Annotated in this window: 13 protein-coding genes; all 13 read right to left on the bottom strand. The window is 32.7% G+C overall.

All coding sequences use genetic code 11. From position 1 onward, the window contains the following. Positions 1–6: 6 nt before the first annotated feature. Complete coding sequence (locus tag GQS58_RS03250; protein WP_166382786.1) at positions 7–1,839, bottom strand: metallophosphoesterase family protein; 1,833 nt, start codon at positions 1,837–1,839, stop codon at positions 7–9. A gap of 7 nt (positions 1,840–1,846) precedes the next feature. Then, positions 1,847–3,715, bottom strand: a complete 1,869-nt coding sequence (locus GQS58_RS03245; protein WP_166382784.1) for a CRTAC1 family protein — start codon at positions 3,713–3,715, stop codon at positions 1,847–1,849. Positions 3,716–3,943: 228 nt separating this feature from the next. Continuing rightward, positions 3,944–5,935: a glycoside hydrolase family 127 protein gene (locus GQS58_RS03240; protein WP_166382782.1), complete on the bottom strand. Its 1,992-nt coding sequence runs from the start codon at positions 5,933–5,935 to the stop codon at positions 3,944–3,946. 44 nt (positions 5,936–5,979) lie between these two features. After that, complete coding sequence (locus GQS58_RS03235) at positions 5,980–7,464, bottom strand: family 16 glycosylhydrolase (protein ID WP_166382780.1); 1,485 nt, start codon at positions 7,462–7,464, stop codon at positions 5,980–5,982. Positions 7,465–7,482: 18 nt separating this feature from the next. Further along, on the bottom strand, positions 7,483–8,901 hold the full coding sequence (locus GQS58_RS03230) for a sulfatase-like hydrolase/transferase (RefSeq protein WP_317168361.1): 1,419 nt from the start codon (positions 8,899–8,901) through the stop codon (positions 7,483–7,485). A 34-nt stretch (positions 8,902–8,935) separates the two neighbouring features. Further along, a complete protein-coding gene (locus tag GQS58_RS03225) occupies positions 8,936–10,429 on the bottom strand; it encodes a family 16 glycosylhydrolase (RefSeq protein WP_166382778.1) in 1,494 nt (497 codons plus the stop codon). Positions 10,430–10,463: 34 nt separating this feature from the next. Continuing rightward, positions 10,464–12,029, bottom strand: a complete 1,566-nt coding sequence (locus GQS58_RS03220) for an MFS transporter (RefSeq protein ID WP_166382776.1) — start codon at positions 12,027–12,029, stop codon at positions 10,464–10,466. Positions 12,030–12,275: 246 nt separating this feature from the next. After that, entirely contained in the window at positions 12,276–14,006 is a 1,731-nt protein-coding gene (locus GQS58_RS03215; protein ID WP_166382774.1) for a RagB/SusD family nutrient uptake outer membrane protein, read from the bottom strand. Between the two features lie 16 nt (positions 14,007–14,022). Continuing rightward, positions 14,023–17,223 carry a SusC/RagA family TonB-linked outer membrane protein gene (locus GQS58_RS03210; RefSeq protein WP_166382772.1) on the bottom strand — a complete coding sequence of 1,067 codons (3,201 nt, stop codon included), beginning with the start codon at positions 17,221–17,223 and terminating at the stop codon, positions 14,023–14,025. A 257-nt stretch (positions 17,224–17,480) separates the two neighbouring features. Further along, on the bottom strand, positions 17,481–20,447 hold the full coding sequence (locus GQS58_RS03205; protein ID WP_166382770.1) for a sulfatase-like hydrolase/transferase: 2,967 nt from the start codon (positions 20,445–20,447) through the stop codon (positions 17,481–17,483). An 11-nt stretch (positions 20,448–20,458) separates the two neighbouring features. Continuing rightward, on the bottom strand, positions 20,459–22,651 hold the full coding sequence (locus GQS58_RS03200) for a T9SS type A sorting domain-containing protein (protein ID WP_166382768.1): 2,193 nt from the start codon (positions 22,649–22,651) through the stop codon (positions 20,459–20,461). A gap of 229 nt (positions 22,652–22,880) precedes the next feature. Continuing rightward, positions 22,881–23,747, bottom strand: coding sequence for an AraC family transcriptional regulator (locus tag GQS58_RS03195; protein WP_166382766.1), 867 nt, complete (start codon positions 23,745–23,747; stop codon positions 22,881–22,883). A 93-nt stretch (positions 23,748–23,840) separates the two neighbouring features. Then, the gene (locus tag GQS58_RS03190; protein WP_166382764.1) at positions 23,841–25,331 is read right to left on the bottom strand and encodes a sulfatase-like hydrolase/transferase; all 1,491 of its coding nucleotides are present in this window, start codon (positions 25,329–25,331) and stop codon (positions 23,841–23,843) included. Positions 25,332–25,408 lie beyond the last annotated feature (77 nt).

The raw sequence follows: 25,408 nt of genomic DNA, 5'->3' as shown, positions 1-25,408 counted from the left end.
GATGTGTTAAATTTTTACTTTTAAGTGTTCTCTATTTTTAGATTTTGAGATAATCTCAAAAAGCTTTATAGGTGTATTTCCTTCACCAATTTCAATGGTGTAAGAACCTAATTCTAAAACTTTAGGTTGATATATTTTCCCTTTAATTCTAACTGAAGAAACGATTTCTCTCGTAGCACTTTTTCTAATAGTTACTACTTGGTTTTCCTTTGACAAATCTAACGTTGGTAGTAAAAACGATTCTCGTGGATTAAAATTATCGAACTGAGAAATTGTTATTGGCCAACCTTTATACTGTTTAGAATTTGGGTTCATAATATCTACATTTCTGCCCCAACAATCAAACGTAATGGTTCTCTTAGATTTGTTGTATTTAATAACTCCAAAACCTGCAACTCTAGTAGATAATTTCCCACCTTCTTTTATTTCTTCTGACGAAGGATTTCCAACTGCTTTTACGGTAATTTTATTTTGAAATCCATCTAAAAAATCTCCCGTATATTTTGGTAAATTCTTATCTCTATTTTTTCCTGGATTTTTAGGATCCCACCAACGCATCCAATAATTGGCGATTGCAGGGGTTACAAAAGAATAACTTGCATCTCCCCAATTGTCTACACCGTGCTTTACAAATGTTGCTAAATGCTGGTCTCCTCCAATCATTGGTGAAAAACTTTTTCTAATTACAGACAAAGCTTTGTTTCTACCAGATTGTGGCCAACCATTTGTATCAAAATCAGCTATTATCTCCCTATCGTGTTTCCCTGTATAATTATTAACCATAGCAAAAACACTCTGAGTTAATACTGTTTTCATTTCAGCATTTTCCCAATCTGTAGTCCAATCTTCTAAAAATTTTAATTGACGCTCTCCCAATAATTTTGCAGTAGGAATATCTAGTTTACGAGTATCAACCGTTGGATCAAAAATAGCATCTCTGGTTCCTTTAGGAAAAATATCTGGCGCATATTTAGGTAAATCTAATAAACCCGACTTAAATTTTCGGTCTTCTAAAATAGCAAAACTGATGCCTCCCCATTTTAAATCTGTATAATAAACACCAATACCTTGCTTTACAGGAGTAGCATCATAAGGGTCTGGCAAATGACTTGTTTGCGCTCTTTCTACTTCTTTTACATATTCCGCAGGTCTATAATAACCTCCTGAAACTCCACTTAACGTTGGTGAACTATCGCCTTCTGCTCCCCATAAATTTCCTTGTCCAACATCATGATCATCAACAATACAAATTGTTGGTGTATTTCTAATGATTTCTTTAAAATCTGTCCCAAATTTTAACCAATACAAATAATGCTGCGCATGATCATATACTTGATCTCCAGAAAAGAATAATAAATCTGGTTTTAGTTTTATTAGATTTTCTACAATATCTGTTCTTGGAATATCTCCACCATGTCTTGGATAAATAGAATTACAAGTTAAAGCCGCTAAAATAAAATCCTCTTTATGAATTGGATTTTTACGAATAATCCCTTCATAAAAAGCTTTGTTATTATGCACAACTCTGTACTTAGCTTCTTTAGTATCATCCCAATTATCAATTCTAAAAAGAGATGTATAACCTGGATATCTAATTGCTGCTTTCGTTTTTTCTACCCATTTGCCATTTTCTTCTATTTCTAAAGTAGCTTCAAAAGGTTCATAATTTATAATCGGATAAAATTGTGCTGTCATTTTTACAGTATTTTCATGTACTGTATACATGGCAAATGCAATTCTATCTTCTGGTTGTAAGTTTTTTGGTAAGGACAAAATTTGCCCTTTGATAAAAGATGTTACAAATAAAAATATGATAAATGTTAAAAATTTATTTTTCATCCCTAAATTATTTACCAATTACAACCGCAGTATTAGTTGCTTTTACTGTTTGTTCTAAAACTTCACCATTAGAATAGGTCACTTTTACTTTCACAGATTTACTACAATCTCCTAATCCGAAATGAACAAAAGTGTTGTGGTTTAAAGAATATTGAGAAGCCGAAGTACCTACTCTTTGCGTTTGATTATTACCACAAGAAGAAATAGTTACCAAAGCACTTAATGGAGAAATATTTCCTTTTTTAGAATTTTTCACTTCCACAGTTAATGACTTGTTTCCATCTGCCATTTCGTTTTTATATAAATGCCATTTCGCTCTTTCATCACCAATAACAACATCTACATTTCCGTCTTTATTATAGTCAATACTTTCTACTGTCATTCCTATTCCACCTAAATCTTTGGTAATAATATTATGACCTTCTTTTGCTTTAAAGCCAGAATTACCATTGTTTAAATACAAAATAGATTCATTTTCATACACCAATTTACCTCTTCTAATTACCAAAAGATCATCGAAACCATTGTTATCATAATCTGCAACGGTAACAGCCATGGTATGTTCTTCTAAAAATACATTTGCTTTTTTAGTAACATCTACAAACTTAGACCCTTTGTTTTCTAATAAAATATCATTTAATCCTGCTGGATGTTTAGATTCTGTATAGTTTTTTACATTATGAACAACGCCCGTTGCTGGCGCCCAAAGATATCCTGCAATTCTCCATTTCTGATTACCAACATACCCAATATACCATCCTTTTTTAGCACTAAAATCTGCATTATCAGGGAAACCTAAAGCATCGCTCATTACCAAATTAATATCTTTTCCAGAATGTGTTTCTCCATCAAAAACATAATCGTAAGATGCTTCTCCAATATAATAGGTATCATTATTTGGCCATTGAGATTGAAAGTTTTCCAATTTTAAAACTTCACCTGAAACAAAATCATCTATTTCTAATTCTCCTCTTTTAGAGAAAAAACCTAAGTCTTGAGTTTCTTTATTATAGAACGTTTCTCCTTTAGTAAACTCTAATCCTCTAGTGAAAAACAAATCCATATCACCATCATTATCGAAATCTATTTCTGCAATTGCAGTTACTTCATCAATATCATAAGGCAATACTTTTTTTGTAACATCTGTAAAAGTTAAATCACCATTTCCTTGATATACAATCACATTTTTATCACCATATAAAATAATATCAATAATGTTATCATTATTAATATCCGTAATCAACGTTTTTTGTCCGTTTACTTTACTTGCTGGCAAAGTTGAATGTAAAATTAATTCTCCAGCACCATTGTTTTCATATATATAGTTTTCACTTGCTCCTTTTTTTGCTCCATCAGGAAACGCAAAATTTAACAAATCTAAATCACCATCATTATCTAAGTCTACAAACTTTACAGTTCTACCACGCATTAAGGCTAAAGGCACTTCAAAATCTGTCATCGGAATAAACTCTCTTCCATTTACTTTGTACATTTTAGAGTTTCTAGCATTACTACCAGAACCTCCACCACGTGACATAATAATTTCTAAGTTTCCATCATTATCAAAATCGCCCACAGAAACTCCGTGTAAATCTCCCATGATAATATCAAAAGGTTTTGCAAACTTCCCTTTATTATTCCACTGAACTTGAATTGCGTAACCATGGTCATTTATCAACAAATCTGGATATCCATCTTTGTCTAAATCTGCCACCACTGGCGAATCCCATTTTCTTAAATTCTTTTCTTGCCTCGGAAATTCTTTAGAAACTTCTTTAAAAGAACCGTTTTGTGCATTTAAAGAATTTACGCCAATAAAAGAGGCAATTGCACCAAGTATCAATAAGTTTTTAATGTTGAATTTTCTTCTATTCATAATTGTATATTTCGTGTGATGTTTAAATCTAATTATATTTTATTTTCTGGCTTCAAGAACCGAAATAAAATCTAGAAATAGTTCCTTTATTGTACCTTATCATATTCCTATTTTACCATAGTTTATTACAAAAAAAGAAACAGCTTACTCTTTTCAGTTTCCTGAATTGATTAAGCTGTTTTATCAATAAAAAAGTTGTTAATAAGGCACTTAAGCCCCTTGTGTTATTTAATTATTCCAAACAACCGGCATAAACACGGTCATTTCTGCTTGCCCTCTATTACTCCAAGCGTAATAAGGCACTAATTGCGTTTTAAAAGACTTAAATACCGGTTTTGTAACAGTTTGATACATGTCATCCGATTTACCTTCTCTTAGTAAAAGTTCTGTTTCTATTACCGTAACTCCTCCTAAAAATTCTGGTTTATGTACAGCATTTAAAGGAGCGTCTCCTTTTAAATACACATCTAAAATAGCTGCTCCTTCTGGTAAATCTGGAGTTTCAATAGTATATACAATTGGTCCTCTTTTTACTGCTAATTGATTTCTAACTTCCTCTATTCTGTTATGACCTTCAATAAAAGTTGGTTCCATTGGCATGTCTAAAACAATCACATCACCTGCTTTCCAAGTTCTATTGATGTTTGCAAAATTACCTGGATTAATTTCAACTCCTGCATCTTCTCCATTTACTTTTAGAGTACTTCCAACTGCCCATTTTGGTATTCTTACTTGAATATCAAAAGCGTCACTTTTACACTCATCAACAGTTATTTTTACCAAACCTTTCCAAGGATATTCTGTGTCTTGAGATAATTTTAAAGCAGAACCATCTAACATTTTTGTATCTAAATTGTTTCCACCAAATAAAACTACAGAAACTCCATTTTCTGATAAATTATACGCCCATCCAGATGTTTTACAAATTGTTCTCACCAAGTTTGGAGGACAACAAAAACACTCTAAATAAGGTTGTCTTACAGGACTTTCAGTTACGTCATCATGCGAATCGTAATTTCTAGAATTGTTGACCATTCTTAAAGGGTTTGAATAGAAATAATCTTTCCCTTCAATACTAATTCCTGATAAACCAGAGTTATATAATACTAATTCTATAATATCAGCATATCTAGATTCGCCATTAATCCCCATCATTCTATGACTAAACATGGCGTTACATAAGTTAGCGCACGTTTCGTTATAAGCGGTCATATTTGGCATCATATACGCATCTATAAAACCTTCTTCAATCATATCTAAACTCGTTGATGCACCATAATGTGCTTGCCCAACAGCTCCGGTTACATACATTTTTTTGCCTGTAACGTTTTCCCATAATTTATCTAAAGAAGTCAATAAAGCTTTTTCACCAGTTTCTGCATACACATCTGCTGCTCCTGCATAATAATACAAAGCTAAAACAGCATGACCAACCGCTTCTTCAGATTCTCTAAAAGGCGTTCTTTCTTGTACCATATCTCCAATCGGGTAACCAACTGTAGTAGAATCGTGCTCTATTTCGTAAGTTCCTCTTCTGTTGATAAACTTTTCTGCTAATTTTAAATACCTTTTATCTCTAGTAGTTCTGTACAATTCTACCAAGCCCATAATCTGAGTTTGATTGAATCCAAAACGTTGATAATGCTTAGTATCTGGCATAAAATAAGCATGTAATAAATCTGCCATTTTAACAGCAATATCTAAAAAATTACGTTGACCTGTTAATCTAAAATGAACAGAACCTGCAATAAATAAATGTCCGAAATTGTACATTTCATGGTACTTTCTGTTTTCAAAACGATCTACACCTTCTGTTATTTGAACATGCGTATGTATATACCCATCTTCTTCTTGAGCTTGCCCAATAATATCTATATATTCATCTAATTCCTTTAATAAAGATTCATCTTTAGTTTGCGCATAGATATACATTTTAGCTTCCATGAATTTAAAGAAATCTCCATCATGCCAGTAAAAACCTTTATGCTCTCCTTCTTTTAAACCTGCTGCGATTTTGAAGTTATTTAATCCATGACCAATATCTCCACACAAAAGATCTCCCATGTAAGGTAACATCTTATTTTCTGCCGTTTTTACTTTGTCTGACCAAAAGCCAGCATTCCATTTACAGTCACCAAAATTGATGCTCTTTAACTTTACAAACGGACTTTCTGAAGTGTTTGTAATAGCGTTTTTATGAAGGTTTGAAGTAGTACTCATGTAATATATTTTTTGAAGTAAGTTTTCTTACTGTTGATTTTTAATTATTTTTTCTTGATAACAATATTGTCTATCAAAAGTTTTGCAGCTCTTGTCTTCGGCAAATCTTCTTTTCTAATTTCAATAGCAATGGCATCTTTTTCTCCGGATGCAACTGTTCTAGAAATAGTGCTTTCTACCGTAATCCATTCACGTCTTGGAAGCTTTCTAAGATCTCCAAAAGTTACTTCTAATTCTGGATCTTGTAAAACCAAGTGAATTTTATCTGCAATAACACCTTGATCTAACCAAACTTTTGCCGAAATTGAAAACTCACCAGCTTCTAATTCCAATGAACCCTCAGGAGCCATAGCAACGGCTTTTTCTACTTCTAAACTTTCAGTTTTACTAAATCCTGCAAACTCTAAACTATTTACACCTTTGTAATAATCGCCATAAGCAATTGATAAATATTTTTCTGAACCACCATCTATTGTCCAAAATTTCTGATACTCATCTGGCACAGAACTTTCTGGTAATAAAGTTAAAGGTCTCCCGTTTTCTTCAAACAAAATTGGCCCTTCAAAACCATAAAAAGCTGCATCTTCAGCTAATAAATTATCAGATGGTTTTTGCCAAACTCTCATATATTCAATTTCGAAATCTACTGGTAATTCTTCTTTATGAGGCAAGCCTAACCAGAAGAAAATCTCTGAATCTAACCAAATTTCCATTGGGTTGTTTAAAACAAAAGAAGTTCCTAATTCATCTTGTGTAAAATGACGAATCATTTTTCCATCAATAAATAATTTTAAATAATCTTCACCCCATTCTGCTCCGTACACATGAAAATCATCCGCTGTGCGGAAACCTAAATCCAATTCGTGATTAAAAATCTTAGTAGGACGTTGAGCTGGTGGACTCCAATCATGCGCTGTTGCTAAATAAGAATCTTCTCTAATATTTCCTTTTTTGTTTTTAGGATTTCCCATTAACTCATAAATATCCAATTCTTGCTCATGTCCAATTGCCCAAAATGCACCTGTAATAGCTGCGTTACCAACCTTAGATTTCACCTCCATATAACCGTATAAAAAACGTTTATTGGTTAAAACACCTGCTGTTGTAACTGGCATTGGCGTTCCGTCTTTATAAATACCATACTGAGATGACCCCATATTACCATCTGCGTAGCTTTCTTTAATAAATGGATAATCTGGTTCCCAAGCTGTTCTTAGCTTTAACTTATCATTTTCTACAATAACGTTTTTAGCAACAAATTGAGAAGGAGCTCGTCCTTTCCAAATATAATATTTATCATTTAAACCTTCTACAAACCACTTTACAGTATCTATTTCTGTTCCTTTAAACTCATCGCTTAACGCTTCATTTAAAACCCAACCTCCTTCATTTTGTTGGTCAGAAAATGGCATTGGAGTCGTTATTTCTGTTTTAACTTTTACTGCTGATTTATTTTGCGCACAACTTACACTCACAAGTGATAACAAGCCGAATAAAGCGATAAATGTATACTTCTTAAATTGCATCATTCTATTATATTTTTATATTTAGTTATTATTGTATTTCTTCATTTCTTCTTTTACCAACTCCGGAGTTCTATAACGATCCATTCTATCAATGTCATATTTTTCAAAAGTTTGTTTTAACATCCACATCGGACGCTCTAGGGTCAATTCCCATTCAAATAACTTTTTAAACATGCTTTTTAAACGTTCTGGTTCTGCTGAAGCCAAATCTTTTTGCTCAGTTAAATCTTTAGAAACATCATACAATTCTGCTGGTCTATCTGCAAAACGAATTAATTTCCAATCGTTATGTCTATAAACAGCACGCGTTTCTTTTTTCCAAAATAAATCTTCGTGTGGTCTTGCACTGTCAGCTCCACTAATAAAAGGCATTAAATCTACACCATCTACCGCATCTAAATCTGCAACATCACCACCTCCAGCAGCATAAAATGTTGGTAATAAATCAAACGTACTTACTGGGTAATTATACACCTGATTTGATTTTAATTTTTTAGGCCATTTTATTAAAAAAGGGACTCTTAATCCTCCTTCTAAATGATTCGATTTTGTTCCACTTAAAGGCAGGTTTAAAGAGGCATTTTTATCTGTTGGGCCTCCATTATCATTAGAAAAAACAATAATTGTATTATCATCTAAACCTAATTCTTTTAACTTATCTAAAACCTTACCAGAAGCACGATCTAATGCCAATGTCATTGCTGCCACTTGTTGACGCTTTCCTTTTAAATTAGGAAACTTTGCCATATCTTCTGGAGTAGCTTCCATAGGCGTATGAACTGCGTTAAAAGCTAAATAGATAAAAAATGGTTTGTCCTTATTTCTTTCGATAAAAGAGATTGCTTCGTCTGCAAAAACATCTGTAGCATACCCTTTTGGTTCTTCAAAATGACCAAAATTTCTTTCCATTTTATTGTCATGGTGAATGCCTTTAAAATTTTTGATTGGAAAAAAACTTCTTGCACCACCTCTAAAACCGTAAAACTCATCAAATCCTCTTTTTAAAGGATGGAAACGATCTGCATTACCTAAATGCCATTTTCCATATGCAGCACTTGTATATCCTAATTCTTTTAAATAATCTGCGATTGTTTTTTGGTCTAAAGGCAAGCCCATATCATCTCCTAAAAACTTTGAGTTTTCACTCATATAACCAGGAACATTTATTTCTCCATACCCAAATTTTTGTTGATATTTCCCTGTAATTAATCCTGCTCTAGAAGGACCACAAGTAGCATCTGTTACATAACCCTGCGTAAACTTTACGCCTTCTTTAGACAGCTTATCTAAATTAGGTGTTATCATTACGTCACTTCCTTGAAAACCAAAATCGGCATACCCTGCATCATCAGAAAACAAGAAAATAATGTTTGGCTTTTTTTGAGCACAACTAGCCATTGCTATTGCCATACAAATAAATAGAATACTTTTTTTCATCATAAATTGAATTCGTTGAATCTAAAAATATAGATTCTTAATTAGCTTTTTTAATTTCAATATCGTCTATGTATAATTTAGCGGCTTTTGTTGCAGGTAAATCTTCTTTTCTAATTTCTATAACCATTCCATCATTAACTGCGGATGCTGCTTGTCTTGAAACTTTCTTTTCTACCGTTACCCATTGTTTTCTCTCTAATTTTTTTAAACCAGAAAAAATTAATTCGGTTTTTGGATTCATTAAAGTAACATGGATAGAATCTGTAATTCTACCTTGATCTAACCAAACTTTCATAGATAGATTATAGTCTCCTGCAGGAAGTTTTAAAGAACCTTCTGGTGTTTTTGCTACTACTTTTTCTACGTTCAATGAATCATTTTTACCATATCCAAAAAACTGTAAAGCTTCTACACCACTTGCATAATGTCCTTCTGTAATTTTTAAGTATTTTTCTGAACCTTCACTAAAAAGCCAAAACCTTTGATACTCATTTGCAGTTGCATCTTCTGGAACCATCGTTAAAGGCTTTGTATTTTCTTCAAACAAAATTGGTCCTTCAAAACCATAAAAAGCGCTAGCTTTTGCCAATAAATTATCTGATTCTTTTTGCCAAACTCTCACATATTCAGCCTCAAAAGTTGCTGGTAATTCTTCTTTATGAGGAACTCCTAACCATTTAAAAATTTCTGAATCTACCCAAATTTCCATCGGGTTATTCAAGACCCAATCTGTACCTAATTCATCTTGAGTAAACCCATGAATAAATTTACCGTCTCTATAGATATTCAAATAATCTTCTCCCCATTCTACGCCATATACATGAAACCCTTCTGATGTTACATAATTTAGTTTTTCATCAAAACCAAAAGCTTTTGTTGGTCTGGTAGACGGTGGACTCCAATCATGAATTGCAGTTCTATTCATGTGCTTATCTATAGAACCTTCTTGAGCTATTTTTGGCACTGCCAATTGCTCGTACATATCTAATTCTTGCTCAAAACCAATAGCCCAAAATGCCGCTGTCATTGCTGCATGTGGCGCTTTCGATTTTATTTCCATATACCCATTTAAAAATCTCTTTTTACTAACAATTGCTGCTGTTGTAACTGGTAAAGGTTTTCCTTCATGTACTCCGTACGTATCTTTATTTGCGCCATCAGCATAACTTTCCTTAGCAAAGTTATAATCTGGTTCCCATTGTGTTTTTAAGATTAAATTCCCGTTTTCTACAACTACGTTATGTGGTGCGTATTGAGACGGAGCTCTACCTTTCCAAATATAATAATCTCCATTTTGTCCTTCTACAAACCACTTTGTAGTATCAATTTCAGTTCCTTCAAACTCATCACTTATTTCTTCGTTTAAAATCCATCCACCTTTATTTTCTTGATCAGAAAAAGGTAAAAAACGTTGAGTTACAACTTTAGTTTCTGTAATTTCTGTTGATTTTTTAGGTGATTCACATCCAACACTTAGAAAAGTGAATGTCCCTAAAAGAAAAGCTGATAAATATATTTTTTGATATTTCATGTATAATTTTGTTTTTAGTTAACCTACTTTTTTATTATTTCCTTTGAAGCTTCGCTTGAATTTCTTCAATCGTTAACCCTTTTGTTTCTGGTAAGAATTTATACAATACTAATAACCCCACAAAAACGATTGCTCCGTAAAACATAAAAATGGTACTTGCTCCCATATTGGCTAGTTGCCATGGAAATAAAAATTGTGTTAAGGCACTAATTGTACTAGATAAAAGTGCAAAAAATGGAATTGCAATTCCTCTTACAGATATTGGAAAAATCTCTGAAAGTAACACCCACATAATTGGACCAACTGAAAAATGGAAAGCTGCAATAAAACTTAAAATACCTAATAAAATTAAAGTAGCATTTAACACTGCTGATTTCTGTAAAAACTCACTAGAATTATCTCTTGCAGAAACGTCTCCCATTACACTTTTTACGGCTTCTTTAAACGCGATATCTGTAGGATATGTTTCTCCAACTAGAGATGATAACTTATTAATATTTGGAATATGAGCCATTTCTGAAATAGCTTTGTTTGTAACCTCATATTTTGCCGAACCAAAACCGTACGCACAAATACCTAAACTTAAAATTACCCAAACTAAGCCCCAAATCATCATTGGACGTCTTCCTAATTTATCAATTAAAACCAATGACAAAACAGTAAAAACAATACTTACCAATCCAATCCAAATTGCTTGTTGAAAAGCTGCTTGTTCTCCTAAACCTAATTGCTCCATTACTGTTGGCGCATACGTTAAAACAGCATTAATACCTGTAGATTGTTGCACAATTGCCATTGTAAAAGCAACAATGGTAACAATGGTCATTTTCTTACTAAAAATCTCCTTCATTTGAGATCCAACAGATCTATCTTGATTACTTTCTGCCACACTTACTTTCATTTCTGTAATGTGAGCGTCTATTTCAATTTCAGGAATTACCTTAGACAAAGTACGTTTCGCTTCATCTTCTTTACCTTGGTAAATTAACCACGCAGGACTTCTTGGAACCATATACAATAATCCAAACCATATTAAAGCTGGTAAAATCTCTATTCCTAACATCCATCTCCAAGTATATTCTTTAAGTCCTAAAGTTGTAACCCATTCTGCATCTGAAGTAGTTGCTTGCAGTAACCAATAGTTAATAAAATAAGCAGCTGTTAAACCTACAACTATGTTAATCTGTGTCATAGAAACGAGCTTACCTCTTCCTTCTGCTGGAGCAATTTCGCCAATATACATTGCTGCTAAAGTAATTGAGCTAAATGCCAAACCACCTAATAAACGAGCTAAAAACAACGTAATAAAAGTAGGTGCAAATGCAGAACCTAAAGCAGATATTAAATACATTGCTGCAATAACTTTTAAGGTCGCTTTTCGTCCGTATTTATTACTAGACCAAGCTGCTAATGGCAATGCAATTAAAACTCCAATTCCAGGTCCAAAACCTAAAGACCCTACTTGCCATTCATTTAAATTAAACTCTGCTGTGATAAATTTAAAGGCTCCTGATATTAGGGCCGCATCAAGTCCAAATACAAAACCTCCTAAGGCTACAATTGTAGAATATAAAAAGGCATTTTTTTTAAAATTGCTCATATTAGTTAATTCGTTTAGTTAATTATTCCCTGAATAGTAAGATACTATAAACAGTAATATTGCTAGCAAACAAAGTAAGTATAATTTAGAAAGAAGCTGTTAATTAAATTTACCAACTCTTAACCCTATTTTACCTTACGGGTTTATATTTATAAAAAAATTGTTTATAATAAAAATGCTGAAGAGTTATCTTCAGCATTTTCTCAAATCAAATTCAAATTATTCTAGCTTACACTAAAATAAGTTTTAATACCCGTCATTTTGAAGCAATGCAGGTGCTTTTTGTATTTCTTGATTAGGAATTGGTAAATAATATTGCTTATCAAACCAAGGTCTAGTAACAACACTATATTCTGTATGCGTTAAAACTCCACTAACCTCCTTTTTCCATTTTAATCCTTTAATATCGAAACCTAAATTATCAGGATTCATCCATCTTCTTTCATCCCAAAAATTATGACCTTCAAAAGCTAGTTCTATACGTCTTTCTCTTTTGATAGCTTCCTTTAGTGCATCTCCAGTTACTGTAATTTCAGGCTGTAATGCTCGTGTAGAAACTTTGTTTAAGTAAATTTTCGCTTCTGAATCATTGTTTAATTCTGCTTGTGCTTCTGCATAATTTAAGTACACCTCTGCCAAACGGTATAATATATAAGGACGACCTGCAGATACATCTGTTGTTGTCACAAGACTCTCATCTTGAAATTTTCTAATATTGTATCCCGTTTTTGAAGAATGACGGACATTCCCTAATCCTTCTGAAGAATCCAATCCATGAGGAAAGGCCGGTACTCTATTAGGTGCAACCCCTATAGAATCTGACAATGAATAATCTACAGTTCTACCTCTAAACGTAGCTCCTTGATAATTTAAGTCTGCATAATATCTCATTTCTCTATTTGCATTTGGATCTGCAGCATCAAAAGAAACACCACTTGTAGTAGAACCATCTGCCATATTAAACTCTAAAGCAAAATTGTGTGTTGGAGACGATAAACCCCATCCTCCATAACCACTTGGCGATTGTGTTTGATCTGGTAATGAGTTTACATCTAAACCAAAATCATATAAAGTTTCTCCGTAAGGTCTAGCAAAAAGAATGTCTTGGTTTGCAGATAAAAACAATTTTTGATACGCTTCTGCATCTGGAGTCGCAATTAAATCTCTACCACCAACTAAGTCAATTACAGCTTTGGCTGCATTGGCTGCATCCTGCCATTTTGTTACTTTTGCATAGTCGTAAAACGGACCGTTAGGCAATGTAGCAGGATCGTGTAACTTACTAGCTGCAAATAATAAAGTACGAGACTTTACTGCTAATGCTGCTAATTTTGTAGCTCTACCAAATTCTGACGCCGGTCTTGTTACAGGTAAAACAGCTGCTGCTTCATCTAATTCCTTAACAATAAAAGCAACACATTCCTCATAAGAATTTCTTGGCAGATTAAATTCTGAACCTAAGCCAAAAGCCGTATCAAAAATAGGTAAGCTACCAAACATCTTAATCATCTTCGCATAAAGATTCGCTCTTAAAAATTGCATTTCAGCTTTTAAAATATTTACCTGATCTGCATCTATTTTCATTGCTTCACTTTCATCTACATTGTCTAAAAATTGATTAATTTCATTGATAAACAAAAAATAGTCTCTCCATTTATTATTAAAATCTCCCGGATTTAGAGCAGTCCATCCATTTCCTCTAATTCTAAGTCTATCTAAATCATTAAAATTAAATTTAGCTTCAAAAGACCCCACTTCAACATTAAACCTTCTCGCCCACCAAATAGATTTATTTAAACCCCAACTTTCAGTACTATTATAAGCAGAATACACTACCTTTTCTAACTGTGCCGGATCACTAAAAATTAAATCATTAGGGTATGAACCTAAAGAATCTGTATCTAAAACATCTTCACAACTCGTCATTGAGAAAAACCCGATTGCTGCAAATAAGTATATTAATTTTATTTTTTTCATTATTTCTATTTTTATATTAAAAAGTAAAATTTAAACCAACTGTGTACATCGTTAAAGAAGGATATGTAGATCCTCTAAAGTTATTATACCCAGCAGCTTCTGGATCTAAACCTAACTTTTCAATATCTGAAAACATTGTTAACAGGTTAAAACCTCTTGCAAAGACTCTAATGTCTGCAAACTTTGCTTTTTCTTTTGTTATTGTATATGCTAATTCCACTTCTTTTAATCTTAAGAAAGAAGCATCATGTAACCACAAATCTGCACCAATAAAATTATCTGGTTGTCCGTTTTGAATACTACTGTATTCATCATTTAAACCAAAAGCTCTTGGGTATCTTGCATCTCTATTGTCTGGCGTCCATCTGTCATTAAAAACATGACTAGGTTTACCTCCGTCTTGGTCGAAAAACACCAATGCTTTTGCTTTTGCCTGTCCTTGTAATAAAAAACTTAAACTAAAATCTTTATAATTTACCCCACCCGTAATACCGTATTGTATTTCTGGTACGTTAGAACTACTTATTCTAATAAAATCTCCATCATCTATTTTACCATCTTCATTGGTATCTAAATAAATTGGTTCACCTTCTACCGTTCCTGCTTTTTTAACAGCAGTTGCATCTACTTGTGCCTGATCTCTAAAAATTCCTGCTGTTGGCGCTACGACATAAGAACCAATTGGCATCCCTTCTTGTCTTAAAGCAGCTGGAGTGTTTACTGGTTGTGGTAAATAAATAACTTTGTTTTTAGCTTGCGTTAAATTAAAACCTAGGTTATAACCTACTTCTCCTATTTTATCTGCCCAACCTAAAGTAACCTCTACACCATAACTATCTACTTGTCCTAAATTTTCATCTGGTAATTGTACTCCTGTAAATTCTGGAACTTCACCACCATTGTCTACTAAAATATCTTTTCTGTTTTGATAAAAATAATTTACTTCTCCAGATAATCTGCTGTCAAACATTTGAAATGTTACTGCAAAGTTTTTCATAATAGCAGTTTCCCAAGTTACATTAGGATTTGGTGCAACACCGGTTCTATACCCATTTTCTACTACTCCATTTTCTCCAAAAGCATAATAATTTGGTCTTACATTGGTATTATTGTTACTAAAATCACCTCCATAAGAATATTGAGATAAATACTGGAACCCAGCTATTCTATCATTTCCCATTACCGCATAACTACTTCTTAAATTAAGTGCGTTTAACCAAGAAACGTTTTCTAAAAAGCTTTCTTTACCTATAGCCCAAGAACCTCCAACACTATAAAAAGTACCAAACCTATTGTCTGAACTGAATCTACTAGAACCATCTCTACGTAACGTTAAATCTAAAAAGTATTTTTTATCATAATCGTAAGATAAAGAACCTAAATAACTTAAAGAAGCAGTTTCACTTGCTGTTCCGTTTGTAAGTTGAGAACTTGGATCTCCTGCAAATAAATAAGGTAGATCTTTTGATGGTAAATTACCACTCTGAGCAAAAAAACTATTTGTTTCTGAAGTTTGTTGTTCGTAACCAATAAAACCATTTATAGAATGTACATCATTAATTGTTGTATTGTATCTAAGCGTAGCATTGATTAATGTTTCATCAAACTTCCAAAAAGTATCTCTTAAAATATTTTGTTGCCCGTCTTGAGAAAAACCTGTTTCTGGGTTATAGTCTCCACTAGTTTGGTCTAGTTTATAGATTGTCCATGGAGTATAAAATGACTTCTGATCGTAATTCATTTTTCTAACCCCTACATAACTATTAAAGCTTAAGCCTTTTGTTATTTTATCTAATTTCCAATCGATAGCAAAACGACCTCTTAAATCGTTATTATTTTGTTTTGTAAAGCCAGACTGATTGCTAGACATTACTAATGGATTTGCACCATTTTCTCCTCCCCAAGCAGGTAAACCGTTTGGATAAACACCTACTTCTGTAGGTAAGTTTGCATATATGTGCTTGTAAATAAAACCTGCATTTACACCTGGTTGTTTGTTTTCTGAAAAACGACCAGATAGATCTACACTTAACTTTATATCGTCTGTTAATTTAATATCTAAATTAGAACGCAATTGACTCTGATTAAAATCTAAATCTCCAGAAGCAAACATCCCTTCTCTACTCATTAAATCTCCACTTACAAAATATTTTACATTTTCACTTCCACCTGAAATAGAAATAGAATTTCTAGTTTCTGGAGCTGTTTTTGCAAATGTTAAATCTGCCCAGTTTGTATTTGGGTAATTTAGCAGATCATTTCCTGCTGCATATTTATCTATATCTGCTTGTGAATTAGGTAGTGCTAATCCTTTTCTTTCTGCAATTTCATTTTCATAAATTGCATATTGTTCTGAAGACATTAAGTCTGGAAATGCAGAAAATGAAGAAACACTATAAGAAGTAGATAACTTTACTTTTGGTTTACCAGATGTTCCTCTTTTAGTAGTTACAATAATAACACCGTTTGCTGCTCTATTACCATAGATTGCTGCGGCTCCATCTTTTAACACACTTAAATTAGCAATATCTTGTGGTGCTAATTGATTAAATGTACCGATACCTGTTTGCACACCATCTATTAAGATTAAAGGCGCATTATTATTAAGTGTAGATTGACCTCTAATTAACAGCGAAACATCTCCATCTGAACCAGGATAACCACCTCTATCAGAAATAATTACACCTGTTACTTTACCAGAAAGAGATTTAGCAATCTCTCTATTAGAAGTGTTTTCTATATCTGCAGCTTTTAAAGTACTTACAGAACCGGTTAATTCCCCTCGTTTTTTAGAGGTATAACCAACAATAACTACTTCATCTAAATTTGCCACATCTGCAACTAAAGTTATATCTAAAGTAGCCTTACCATTTGCAGGTACTTCTTGTGTTTTATAACCTATGTAAGAAAATATTAAAATAGCATTTGTATCTTTTGCTGCTAAAGAGTAGTTACCATCAAAATCTGTTACAGTACCTGTAGTACTTCCTTTTACCTGAACACTAACCCCAGGGATTGGTCCGCTTTCGTCTGAAACTGTTCCAGTAATATTTTGCTGAAAGCTAGCTTCATTAATATTGTTATCATCTACCTCTAATGAGCTTGCATTTGCAAACACTGGAAATGTGATTAAACAAATTGATAATAGTCCGATTACCCTAAATTGTTTTATAAAGGATACGTACGAACTATTATCAAAAAATAGTTTTTTTCTCATAATTATTTGGTTTTTTGAATTATTATAAATTATGAATTTGATAAAAAATCAATTCATTATTCAAATTTCCAAAAAATAAACCACCTTATTTTTATGAATCTTACCTCTCATTAACACTAATTTACCTTAATTATATGTTAAATTAACCACGTAAAACTTGTTTTTTTTTTACAACTACAAGTTGATGCAAGGTTTATTTACAAAAAAAACTCGCAATAAATATTGCGAGTCGTTAGTTGAAAAAAAAAATCTCTTAATTATAATTTAATAATCTTTTTAATGAGAAGGTTTTCGTCGGATTTAATTTTTATAATATAGATTCCGGACGATAAATTAGAAACATCTATTCTTGGGTTATTTGCATTGGTTTCTTTTACTTTTTTAACCGACTTACCAGACGCTGTAAAAATCTCGACTTCTAATTCACTTAAATTCCCACTATAATTTACATTAAAAAAATCGCCAGAAGGATTTGGAAAAATGCTTAATTTTTTTAAAAGTTGGTCTGTCGTACTTAAAGTACCTGCCTTACCAATATTACCTAAAGTATTGCTAGATGTTTTATCAAAACTCCACAAGTTGTATGCTGTATCTTCAGAAAATGACCAATTACTAACATTATTAATACTTGCTCTTAATTGCGATGACGTACCCGATAAAGCACCTGTATAAACTCCGAAATCATGTTTTTCTCCTACAGTATTAGCATTTATTCCATTGGTTAAAGCAGTTGGTAATTCACAAGCAGAGTTTCCTCCTCCTTTACCCCATCCTAGAGCAGTATTTATTCCTGTTATCCATACAGCTGAATTTGCATCCGCTGGAAGCGCAAAAGGATCTGCTTGAAAAATTAAGATACCTTCTCCATTTACAGAAAAATCGAAATCTCCGTCACTTGCTTCCGCAACTTTCCTTGTATAATCATGAGTAGTTGAACCTACAACCTCTTCTGCATTATTTACTACATGTTTAACCAGGCCATCATCATCTAAAATAAAAATATCACCAGTACTAAAAGCAGCACCTGCAGCCCAAGTCCAAATATCATCTACACTATAATCTCCTGTAAATTCATTGGCAGTATTACTCCAAGTTCTATTAGAAATTGATAGCTTGGTGGTTGCGCTAATGTCTTTTAATAGCATAAATGCTAGTTTACCCTTACCAGATTTCCAACCTACAATTGCAATATCTCCAGCAGTTAAAACAGTAGATTCTATTACATCAAAAATATTAATTTCTGAAGTTGCATTCTTTATACTACCAAAAGTTGTTGATGTTAATGTAATAATAACCGTTTCACTTATTTCTTCTATTCCATCTTCTGCAGCAGCAATAATTATTTGTGCAGAATTTGTTCCATTAGAAATAGTAGTTGTTCCAGATAATGATGTGTAGTCTGTACCGTCAGTTGCAACGCCACTTACAGTATACGTAATGTCTATATTTTCGGTAGCATTTACCCCTTCTGGTAAACTAATTGTAAAAACACCATTTACTCCTCCTTCTATAGCATCTGTAGTTTTAGCTATTGTAATTTCACTCAATTCTCCTTCTAGTTTTAATAATGGAGTTTCAAAAAGTCTGTCATAACCAGGTAAAGTTCCGTCTTCCCAAAGAAAACTATGTACATGACCGTCTCCTACTCCATCTCCATCTACGTCTTCATTATCATTATCATACCAAGCTGGTTTTACATCTTTAAAATCAACCACTTTTGCAATTGCATTGTCTAAAATAGTTTGCACAATTTCATCTCCATTTGGCACGCTATTTCTAACGTTTGTTTCTTCTCCCGGATCTGTAGAAATGTCAAATAAATTCCACTGACCACCATTTGCTGTTTTTACAATTTTCCATTTGTCATAAGCAATTCCGCCATTATGGAACCCATTTTGTGGTCTCATCAACAATATACCATCATCTGGTCTTGCATCTTGTCCTGCAATTAATTTATCCATAAAATCTACCCCATCAATTGTTTTTTCTGTGGGTACAGTTGCTCCTGCTAAACCAACTAACGTTGGATACAAATCTAAAGAGCTAATTTGATGATTATACGTAGCACTACCTGTAATTTTATCTGGCCAATGCACAAACATTGGTACTTTATGACCTCCTTCTTTTACACTTCCTTTTCCTGCATCTAATGGCCAGTTTACAGCACCTTTACTGTGTGTATAACCACCATTATCACTTAAAAATATAATAACCGTATTGTTAAATTTAGTCATGTCTTTTTTAAGTTCTGTAACAAGTTTCCCTATATTAGTATCCATATTGGTTACCATTGTAGCATACGTAATACGAGCTTGCACAAACTTTTCTATCAATTCTGCTTTCTTAACAGGATCAGATTCCTTGTTTACAGGTGTAGATTCTGTAATGTATGGACTATTTCTAATTAAGCTTTCAAAATTAGGATTGTCTAATTTAAACTGAGCTTCTTCTGCTGCCGGAGCTTGTAAAGGAGTGTGTGGTGCATTGTAAGATAAATACATAAAATACGGTTCTGTAGAACCACTTACACTATTTTGATACTGAATTGCTTCATCTGTAAGCAAATCTGTTAAGTAGTCTTCATTTTCAGCATCACTGAATTCACTTTCTGCAACATAACCTCTATCTCTCCAAATAGGATCTTGATATTCGTTTGTAACAGGATTGCTACCTCCTAATCTGTTATAAAAACCATCTTCATAAACACTTTCGAAGTAATTTTTTCCACCTCCTAAAAAACCAAAGAAATAATCAAAGCCTCTATCTAAAGGTTGATATGCTCCATCTTTAAACCCTAAATGCCATTTACCAAAAGCAGCTGTATTATAATTCGCAGTTTTAAGTACTGTAGAAAAATAAGTTTCATTAGTTGGCACACCTAAAGTGGATGTAATATCATTAGGTAAATTATATTGTGCACCAATTCTGTGCGGCATCATACCTGTTAAGATGGCAACCCTACTTGGTCCGCAAAAAGGATGAGCAACATGCGCATTTTTTAAGACAACTCCGTTATTTGCCAAAGCATCTATATTAGGAGTTGGAATTACACCTCTATCTTCGGGAAAACTTCCATCTCTGTTAAAACCGACATCTCCATAGCCTAAATCATCCGCTAAAATTACAATGATGTTTGGCTTTGTGCCTTGCGTTTGGGCATAATTACTCCCCGAAATTAGGACTGTAAAAAAGAATATATAATATTTAAAGTAATTGTTTTTCATAGTTTCAGTTTCTATTTAATAATGATTTTTTTAGTTTGCTTCGTATTTTCTGATGTAATTGATAAAAAGTAGATTCCTGATGATAGGTTAGAAACACTTAACTTAGAGTTAAGAACATTACTTTCCTTTACTTTTTTTACTGATTTCCCTAAGGCCGCAAAAATCTCTATTTCTAATTGCTGCTGTATTTCTCTAAAATTGATAGAAAGTTCATCATTTACAGGATTAGGAAAAATAGTAAATTGATCTGTAGATTGCGTTGATACAAGCAAAGTACCAGCAACACCAATATCTCCTGCAGTATTGCTAACCGTTTTGTTAAATGACCACAAATTGTAGGTTGTATCTTCAGAGAAAATCCAACTACTTGCATCATTAATACTTGCTCTTAATTGCGCAGGTATACCAGATAAAGCACCTTTATAGACTCCAAAATCGTGTTTCTCTCCAACACTATTTGCATTTATACCGTTTGTTAAGGCAGTTGGTAATTCGCTATAGGAATTCCCTCCACCAACTCCCCAACCTTGGGAAGTATTTATACCCGTTATCCACGCTGTCGAATTTCCGTTTGTTGGTAATGCAAAAGGATCTGCCTGAAAAATCAAGATTCCTTCTCCGTTTACCGAAATATCAAAATCGCCATCACTTGTTTGATCTACTTTTCCTGTATAATCATGAGCAGTTGTACCTACGACAACTTCAGTATTACCAACAACTTGTTTAATTTGTCCGTCTGAATCTAACATCAAAATATCTCCAGTTTTATACTCACTTCCTGCAGTCCAGGTCCAAATATCATCAACCGTAAAATCTCCTATAAATCCATTAGAAGCATTGCTCCAAGACCTATTAGAAATTGATAATTTTGTTGTTGCACTAATATCTTTTAAAAGCATAAACGCAAGCTTTCCGCTTACAGATTTCCAACCTAATATTGCAATGTCTCCTGCCGTTAACGTTGTAGATGCAACAAAATCTGATATAGAAATACTCGTTACAGTTGTATCTACTGTTTTAGAACTAGAAGATTGTAAAGTAATGGTAACTGTTTCTAAATCTTCTTCAATTCCGTCTTCAACAGCATCAATAATTATTTCAGATGAATTGGTTCCGCTAGCAATAGTAACTGTTCTTGGTATTGAAGTATAATCTGTTCCTTCCGTTGCACTTCCATCCACTAAATAGGTAACATTAATATCTTCTGTAGCAATCTCTCCATTCGGTAACGCCACTTTAAAACTTCCATCAGTAGTTCCTTCAATAGCATCAGTAGTGCCAATTATAGATATTTTACCTGTTTGTTTTTGCCAAACTCTAATATATTCTATTTGATATTCTGCTGGAGTCTGCAAATCTGAAGCATCTGGTAAACCTAACCAAGGAAAAGTTTCAGAATCAAACCAAATCCAAGAAGGAACATCTGTTACCCATCTATCTGGTTCTGCTCCGTTTTTTGTTAAAACAGATTTTAAAATTGTACCATCTGGATGTAAAACACCATCAATATAAACTTTTATATATTCTGCAGTCCACTCAAAACCATATACATGAAAATCGTCTGCAGTATTATTTGCTGCTTGTATATTTCTAGTATGCGTTGTACCTATTTTACCAAGTTCTTTTTGTTCTTTAAAAATTTCATTGCTTGGATCCCAACTGATAATATTAAGCTTTAACCTTTTTTTCCAAGCATCATTGGTTTTATGACCTCCAAACATTTCGAACATGTCTAATTCCGCTGCTCCACCTGGTTTTCCTGGTCCTGGACCTGTGGTCCAAAAAGCACTTGTTATTTCTGCATTTGCTGCTTTAGATTTAATTTCCATATATCCATATTGAAATTGTTTTTTACTAATTACCGCAGCAGTAGTTATTGGTTTAGACACTCCATTATACACACCTAATTGATTGCCACTATTATCTTTTGTAAATGGATAATCTGGCTCCCATTTTGTAAGAATTTTCAACTTTCCATCTTCTAAAATTGCATTATCTGTAGAAAACTGAGCAGGAACTCTACCTATAAAATTAGATTGATATTTTCCATTTCTACCCTGAATTAACCATTGATCTTCATTTATAGTAGCTGCTTCAAATTCGTCTGAAATATCAGTGTTTAAAATCCAATCTCCTGTATTTTGAGGATCAGAGAATGGCAATGTTTGTCCATTTATAGTAAAACCCCATAATGATATCATCATGAAAGCAACACTATATTTAAAAGTTGTCGGAAAATGCAGTTTTGTTAAATACATGTATATTTTAGTTTAACTCCAAAACTACATGATAAATTAGCATAGAATTAAGCTAATATTAACCACAAATGGTAGCTTATTATCATAAGCTACCATTTTGTGATTGATAAAAAATATACTCTTTATAAAATAAAGGAAAACTGTTATTGTACTTAAATAAAAAAGAAATAAGAGACTAGATATCTTCTCTAAACTTCTTTGGAGTAGAACCCATTATCTGTTTAAATTGTTTATTAAAATTAGTAATTGAATTAAAACCAACAATATAACAGATTTCTGAAACTGGTAAATTTTCTTGCACTAAGATTCTAGAAGCATTTCTAATACGAATTTCATTTAAAAACTGGGTAAATGATTTATTCGTCATTTTTTTAAAAAACCTACAAAATGAATTTGTTGTCATGCAAGCAACATTAGAAATATCGTCTAAACTAATACTAGAAGCATAGTTATCTGATATAAATTTTAAAACCGTATCTATACGCTCAGAACTTTCGGTGGTTGTTGTCTGCCTCATGTCTGAGGATGATAAAACTGTTTTATCTTTTTTATCAACCAAAGATAATTTATGTAAAATACTTAAAACTTTAATGTGTTTTTCTGTTGATGACAATCTTGGAAGTGACATAATATCGTTATGTAAAAACTTACTCACATTTTCTCCAAAAGACAAACCAAACTTACACTCTTCTAATATTTTTTTTACGTTGTAAAAATCTGGCATTTGAAGAATCTCATTCCCTAAAAAATCGTCTGTAAATTTAGTTACAATAGTCTTTACTTCTTTAGTACTTTCTTCTTCGTAATAAGAAGGATCATTCCTCCATAAATGTGGTAGATAAGACCCCACCAAAACTAAATCTCCAGCAAAAAAAGGAGCAACACTATCACCCACAAAACGAATTCCGTTACTTTTAGAAATATACAGTAATTCGAATTCTTTATGATAATGCCACGCAGCATCTAAACAAGGAACATCTCTTGTATGAATGTCTAGTTTTTTATTTACAGGGGTATCAGATTTTTTTAATACGAGTTTCATTGCTAACAAATATAATAAAATATTTTTTGAAATTGAATTCCTATTTTTAACTCACTACTTCAATAAACATTGATAAAAAAACAGAATAAACCTTTAATCTAATTTAAAAGTTTCATTAAACTTTGGCATATTATCTTTTTTCCATTCTATACCCGTTTTTACATCATGCCACCAAAATGGTTGAATATGTAATTTACTCCAATCTTCTGCGTCTTTTACTAAATCTTGTAAGATTTCTGGATGTTGATTTTTAACATCATTTTTCTCTTCAATATCATTTGTAATATTGAACAATTTCCATTTTTGTTTGTATGCTTTTACAGCTTTCCAATCATTTTTTCGAACACCAACATCACTAAAACCATTTCTGTGACGCATCACAAAAATATTATCGTCTTTATAAGAATCTTTATTCATTAAAAAGTTATCCCAAATATTTTTACCATCTAGTTTTTTTCCTGTAGGAATTTCTGCTCCTGCTAATTTTGCTAAAGTTGGATAAAAATCTAAAGCAGAAATGGGTGCATTAAACGTTTTACCTGCTGGTACAACATTTGGCCAATTGAAAAACATGGGTACTCTATAACCGCCTTCATACGCACTTCCTTTTCCTTCTTTTAAAGGAAAGTTTGTTGCTCCAGAAGTCGTTTTTCCTCCGTTATCACTTAAAAAGATAATTAAGGTATTTTCTAACTGATTAGAATCTTTTAATGATTGTAAAATTCTTTTAACTCCACGATCTACAGCATATACCATAGCAGCGTAGGTTCTTCTTTTTTTATCTTTTATATGAGTAAATAATTTAAGATCTTCTTCTTTTGCTTCTAAAGGGGTATGTGGTGCATTATATGCAAGATATAAGAAAAAAGGATCTTCGGTTTTACCTGCATCTGTAATAAAACGAACTGCTTCTCTAGAGAAAGCATCTGTTAAATATTCTGTTTCTTTTATTTGTTTACCATTGTGTTCTAACGGATGCAAATAATCCCAAATTAATTTATTTCCATTAGCTTCTTGTTGTGCATACGCTTTTCTATATTGTTCTGGAAAATAATTATGTCCTCCTCCTAAAAAACCAAAGAAATCATCAAAACCTCTTACATTTGGATGAAATTCTGGATTAGAACCTAAATGCCATTTACCAATTGCACCAGTATTATAACCTGCTTCATCTAACACTTTACTAATAAAAGTTTCTTCTAAAGAGATTCCTTTCTTAATGGTTTCTCCACTATTTGGAGGTAGGTTAAATTGAGCTCCAATTTCATGTGGATATCTACCCGTCATTAATGCTGCTCTACTTGGTCCACAAAAAGGATGTGCTACATAAGCAGAAGTAAAAATAGTTCCGTTATTTGCCAAAGCATCTAAATTGGGTGTTGGTATGTCTTTAGACCCGTTAAAACCGACATCTGAATATCCCAAATCATCACATAAAATAAATAAAATATTTGGTCTTGCAGGAGTTTCAATGGTTGAAGTTGCTTTTGCTACTGTTTTAGAATTGCTCTTATCTTTAGTAGAAGTACAACTAATTGTAGCTAATAAAAAAAAGGCAGAAATAATAGTTACTATTTTTTTCATTTGATGGTATTATTAATAATAAAATTGATGCTGTAAACTAAGAAAAGGTTACCTTCTATCATTAATTAGAAAGCAAC

Source organism: Polaribacter sp. 11A2H, from assembly GCF_011379025.1.
GTDB lineage: Bacteria > Bacteroidota > Bacteroidia > Flavobacteriales > Flavobacteriaceae > Polaribacter.
This window is presented reverse-complemented; position numbering and strand designations above follow the sequence as displayed.

Coding starts and splice junctions, on each gene's coding strand:
- GQS58_RS03230 (WP_317168361.1), bottom strand. CDS start 8,901: ATGATGAAAAAAAGTATTCTATTTATTTGTATGGCAATAGCAATGGCT.
- GQS58_RS03215 (WP_166382774.1), bottom strand. CDS start 14,006: ATGAAAAAAATAAAATTAATATACTTATTTGCAGCAATCGGGTTTTTC.
- GQS58_RS03210 (WP_166382772.1), bottom strand. CDS start 17,223: ATGAGAAAAAAACTATTTTTTGATAATAGTTCGTACGTATCCTTTATA.
- GQS58_RS03195 (WP_166382766.1), bottom strand. CDS start 23,747: ATGAAACTCGTATTAAAAAAATCTGATACCCCTGTAAATAAAAAACTA.
- GQS58_RS03190 (WP_166382764.1), bottom strand. CDS start 25,331: ATGAAAAAAATAGTAACTATTATTTCTGCCTTTTTTTTATTAGCTACA.
- GQS58_RS03225 (WP_166382778.1), bottom strand. CDS start 10,429: ATGAAATATCAAAAAATATATTTATCAGCTTTTCTTTTAGGGACATTC.
- GQS58_RS03200 (WP_166382768.1), bottom strand. CDS start 22,651: ATGATGATATCATTATGGGGTTTTACTATAAATGGACAAACATTGCCA.
- GQS58_RS03235 (WP_166382780.1), bottom strand. CDS start 7,464: ATGATGCAATTTAAGAAGTATACATTTATCGCTTTATTCGGCTTGTTA.
- GQS58_RS03220 (WP_166382776.1), bottom strand. CDS start 12,029: ATGAGCAATTTTAAAAAAAATGCCTTTTTATATTCTACAATTGTAGCC.
- GQS58_RS03205 (WP_166382770.1), bottom strand. CDS start 20,447: ATGAAAAACAATTACTTTAAATATTATATATTCTTTTTTACAGTCCTA.
- GQS58_RS03240 (WP_166382782.1), bottom strand. CDS start 5,935: ATGAGTACTACTTCAAACCTTCATAAAAACGCTATTACAAACACTTCA.
- GQS58_RS03245 (WP_166382784.1), bottom strand. CDS start 3,715: ATGAATAGAAGAAAATTCAACATTAAAAACTTATTGATACTTGGTGCA.
- GQS58_RS03250 (WP_166382786.1), bottom strand. CDS start 1,839: ATGAAAAATAAATTTTTAACATTTATCATATTTTTATTTGTAACATCT.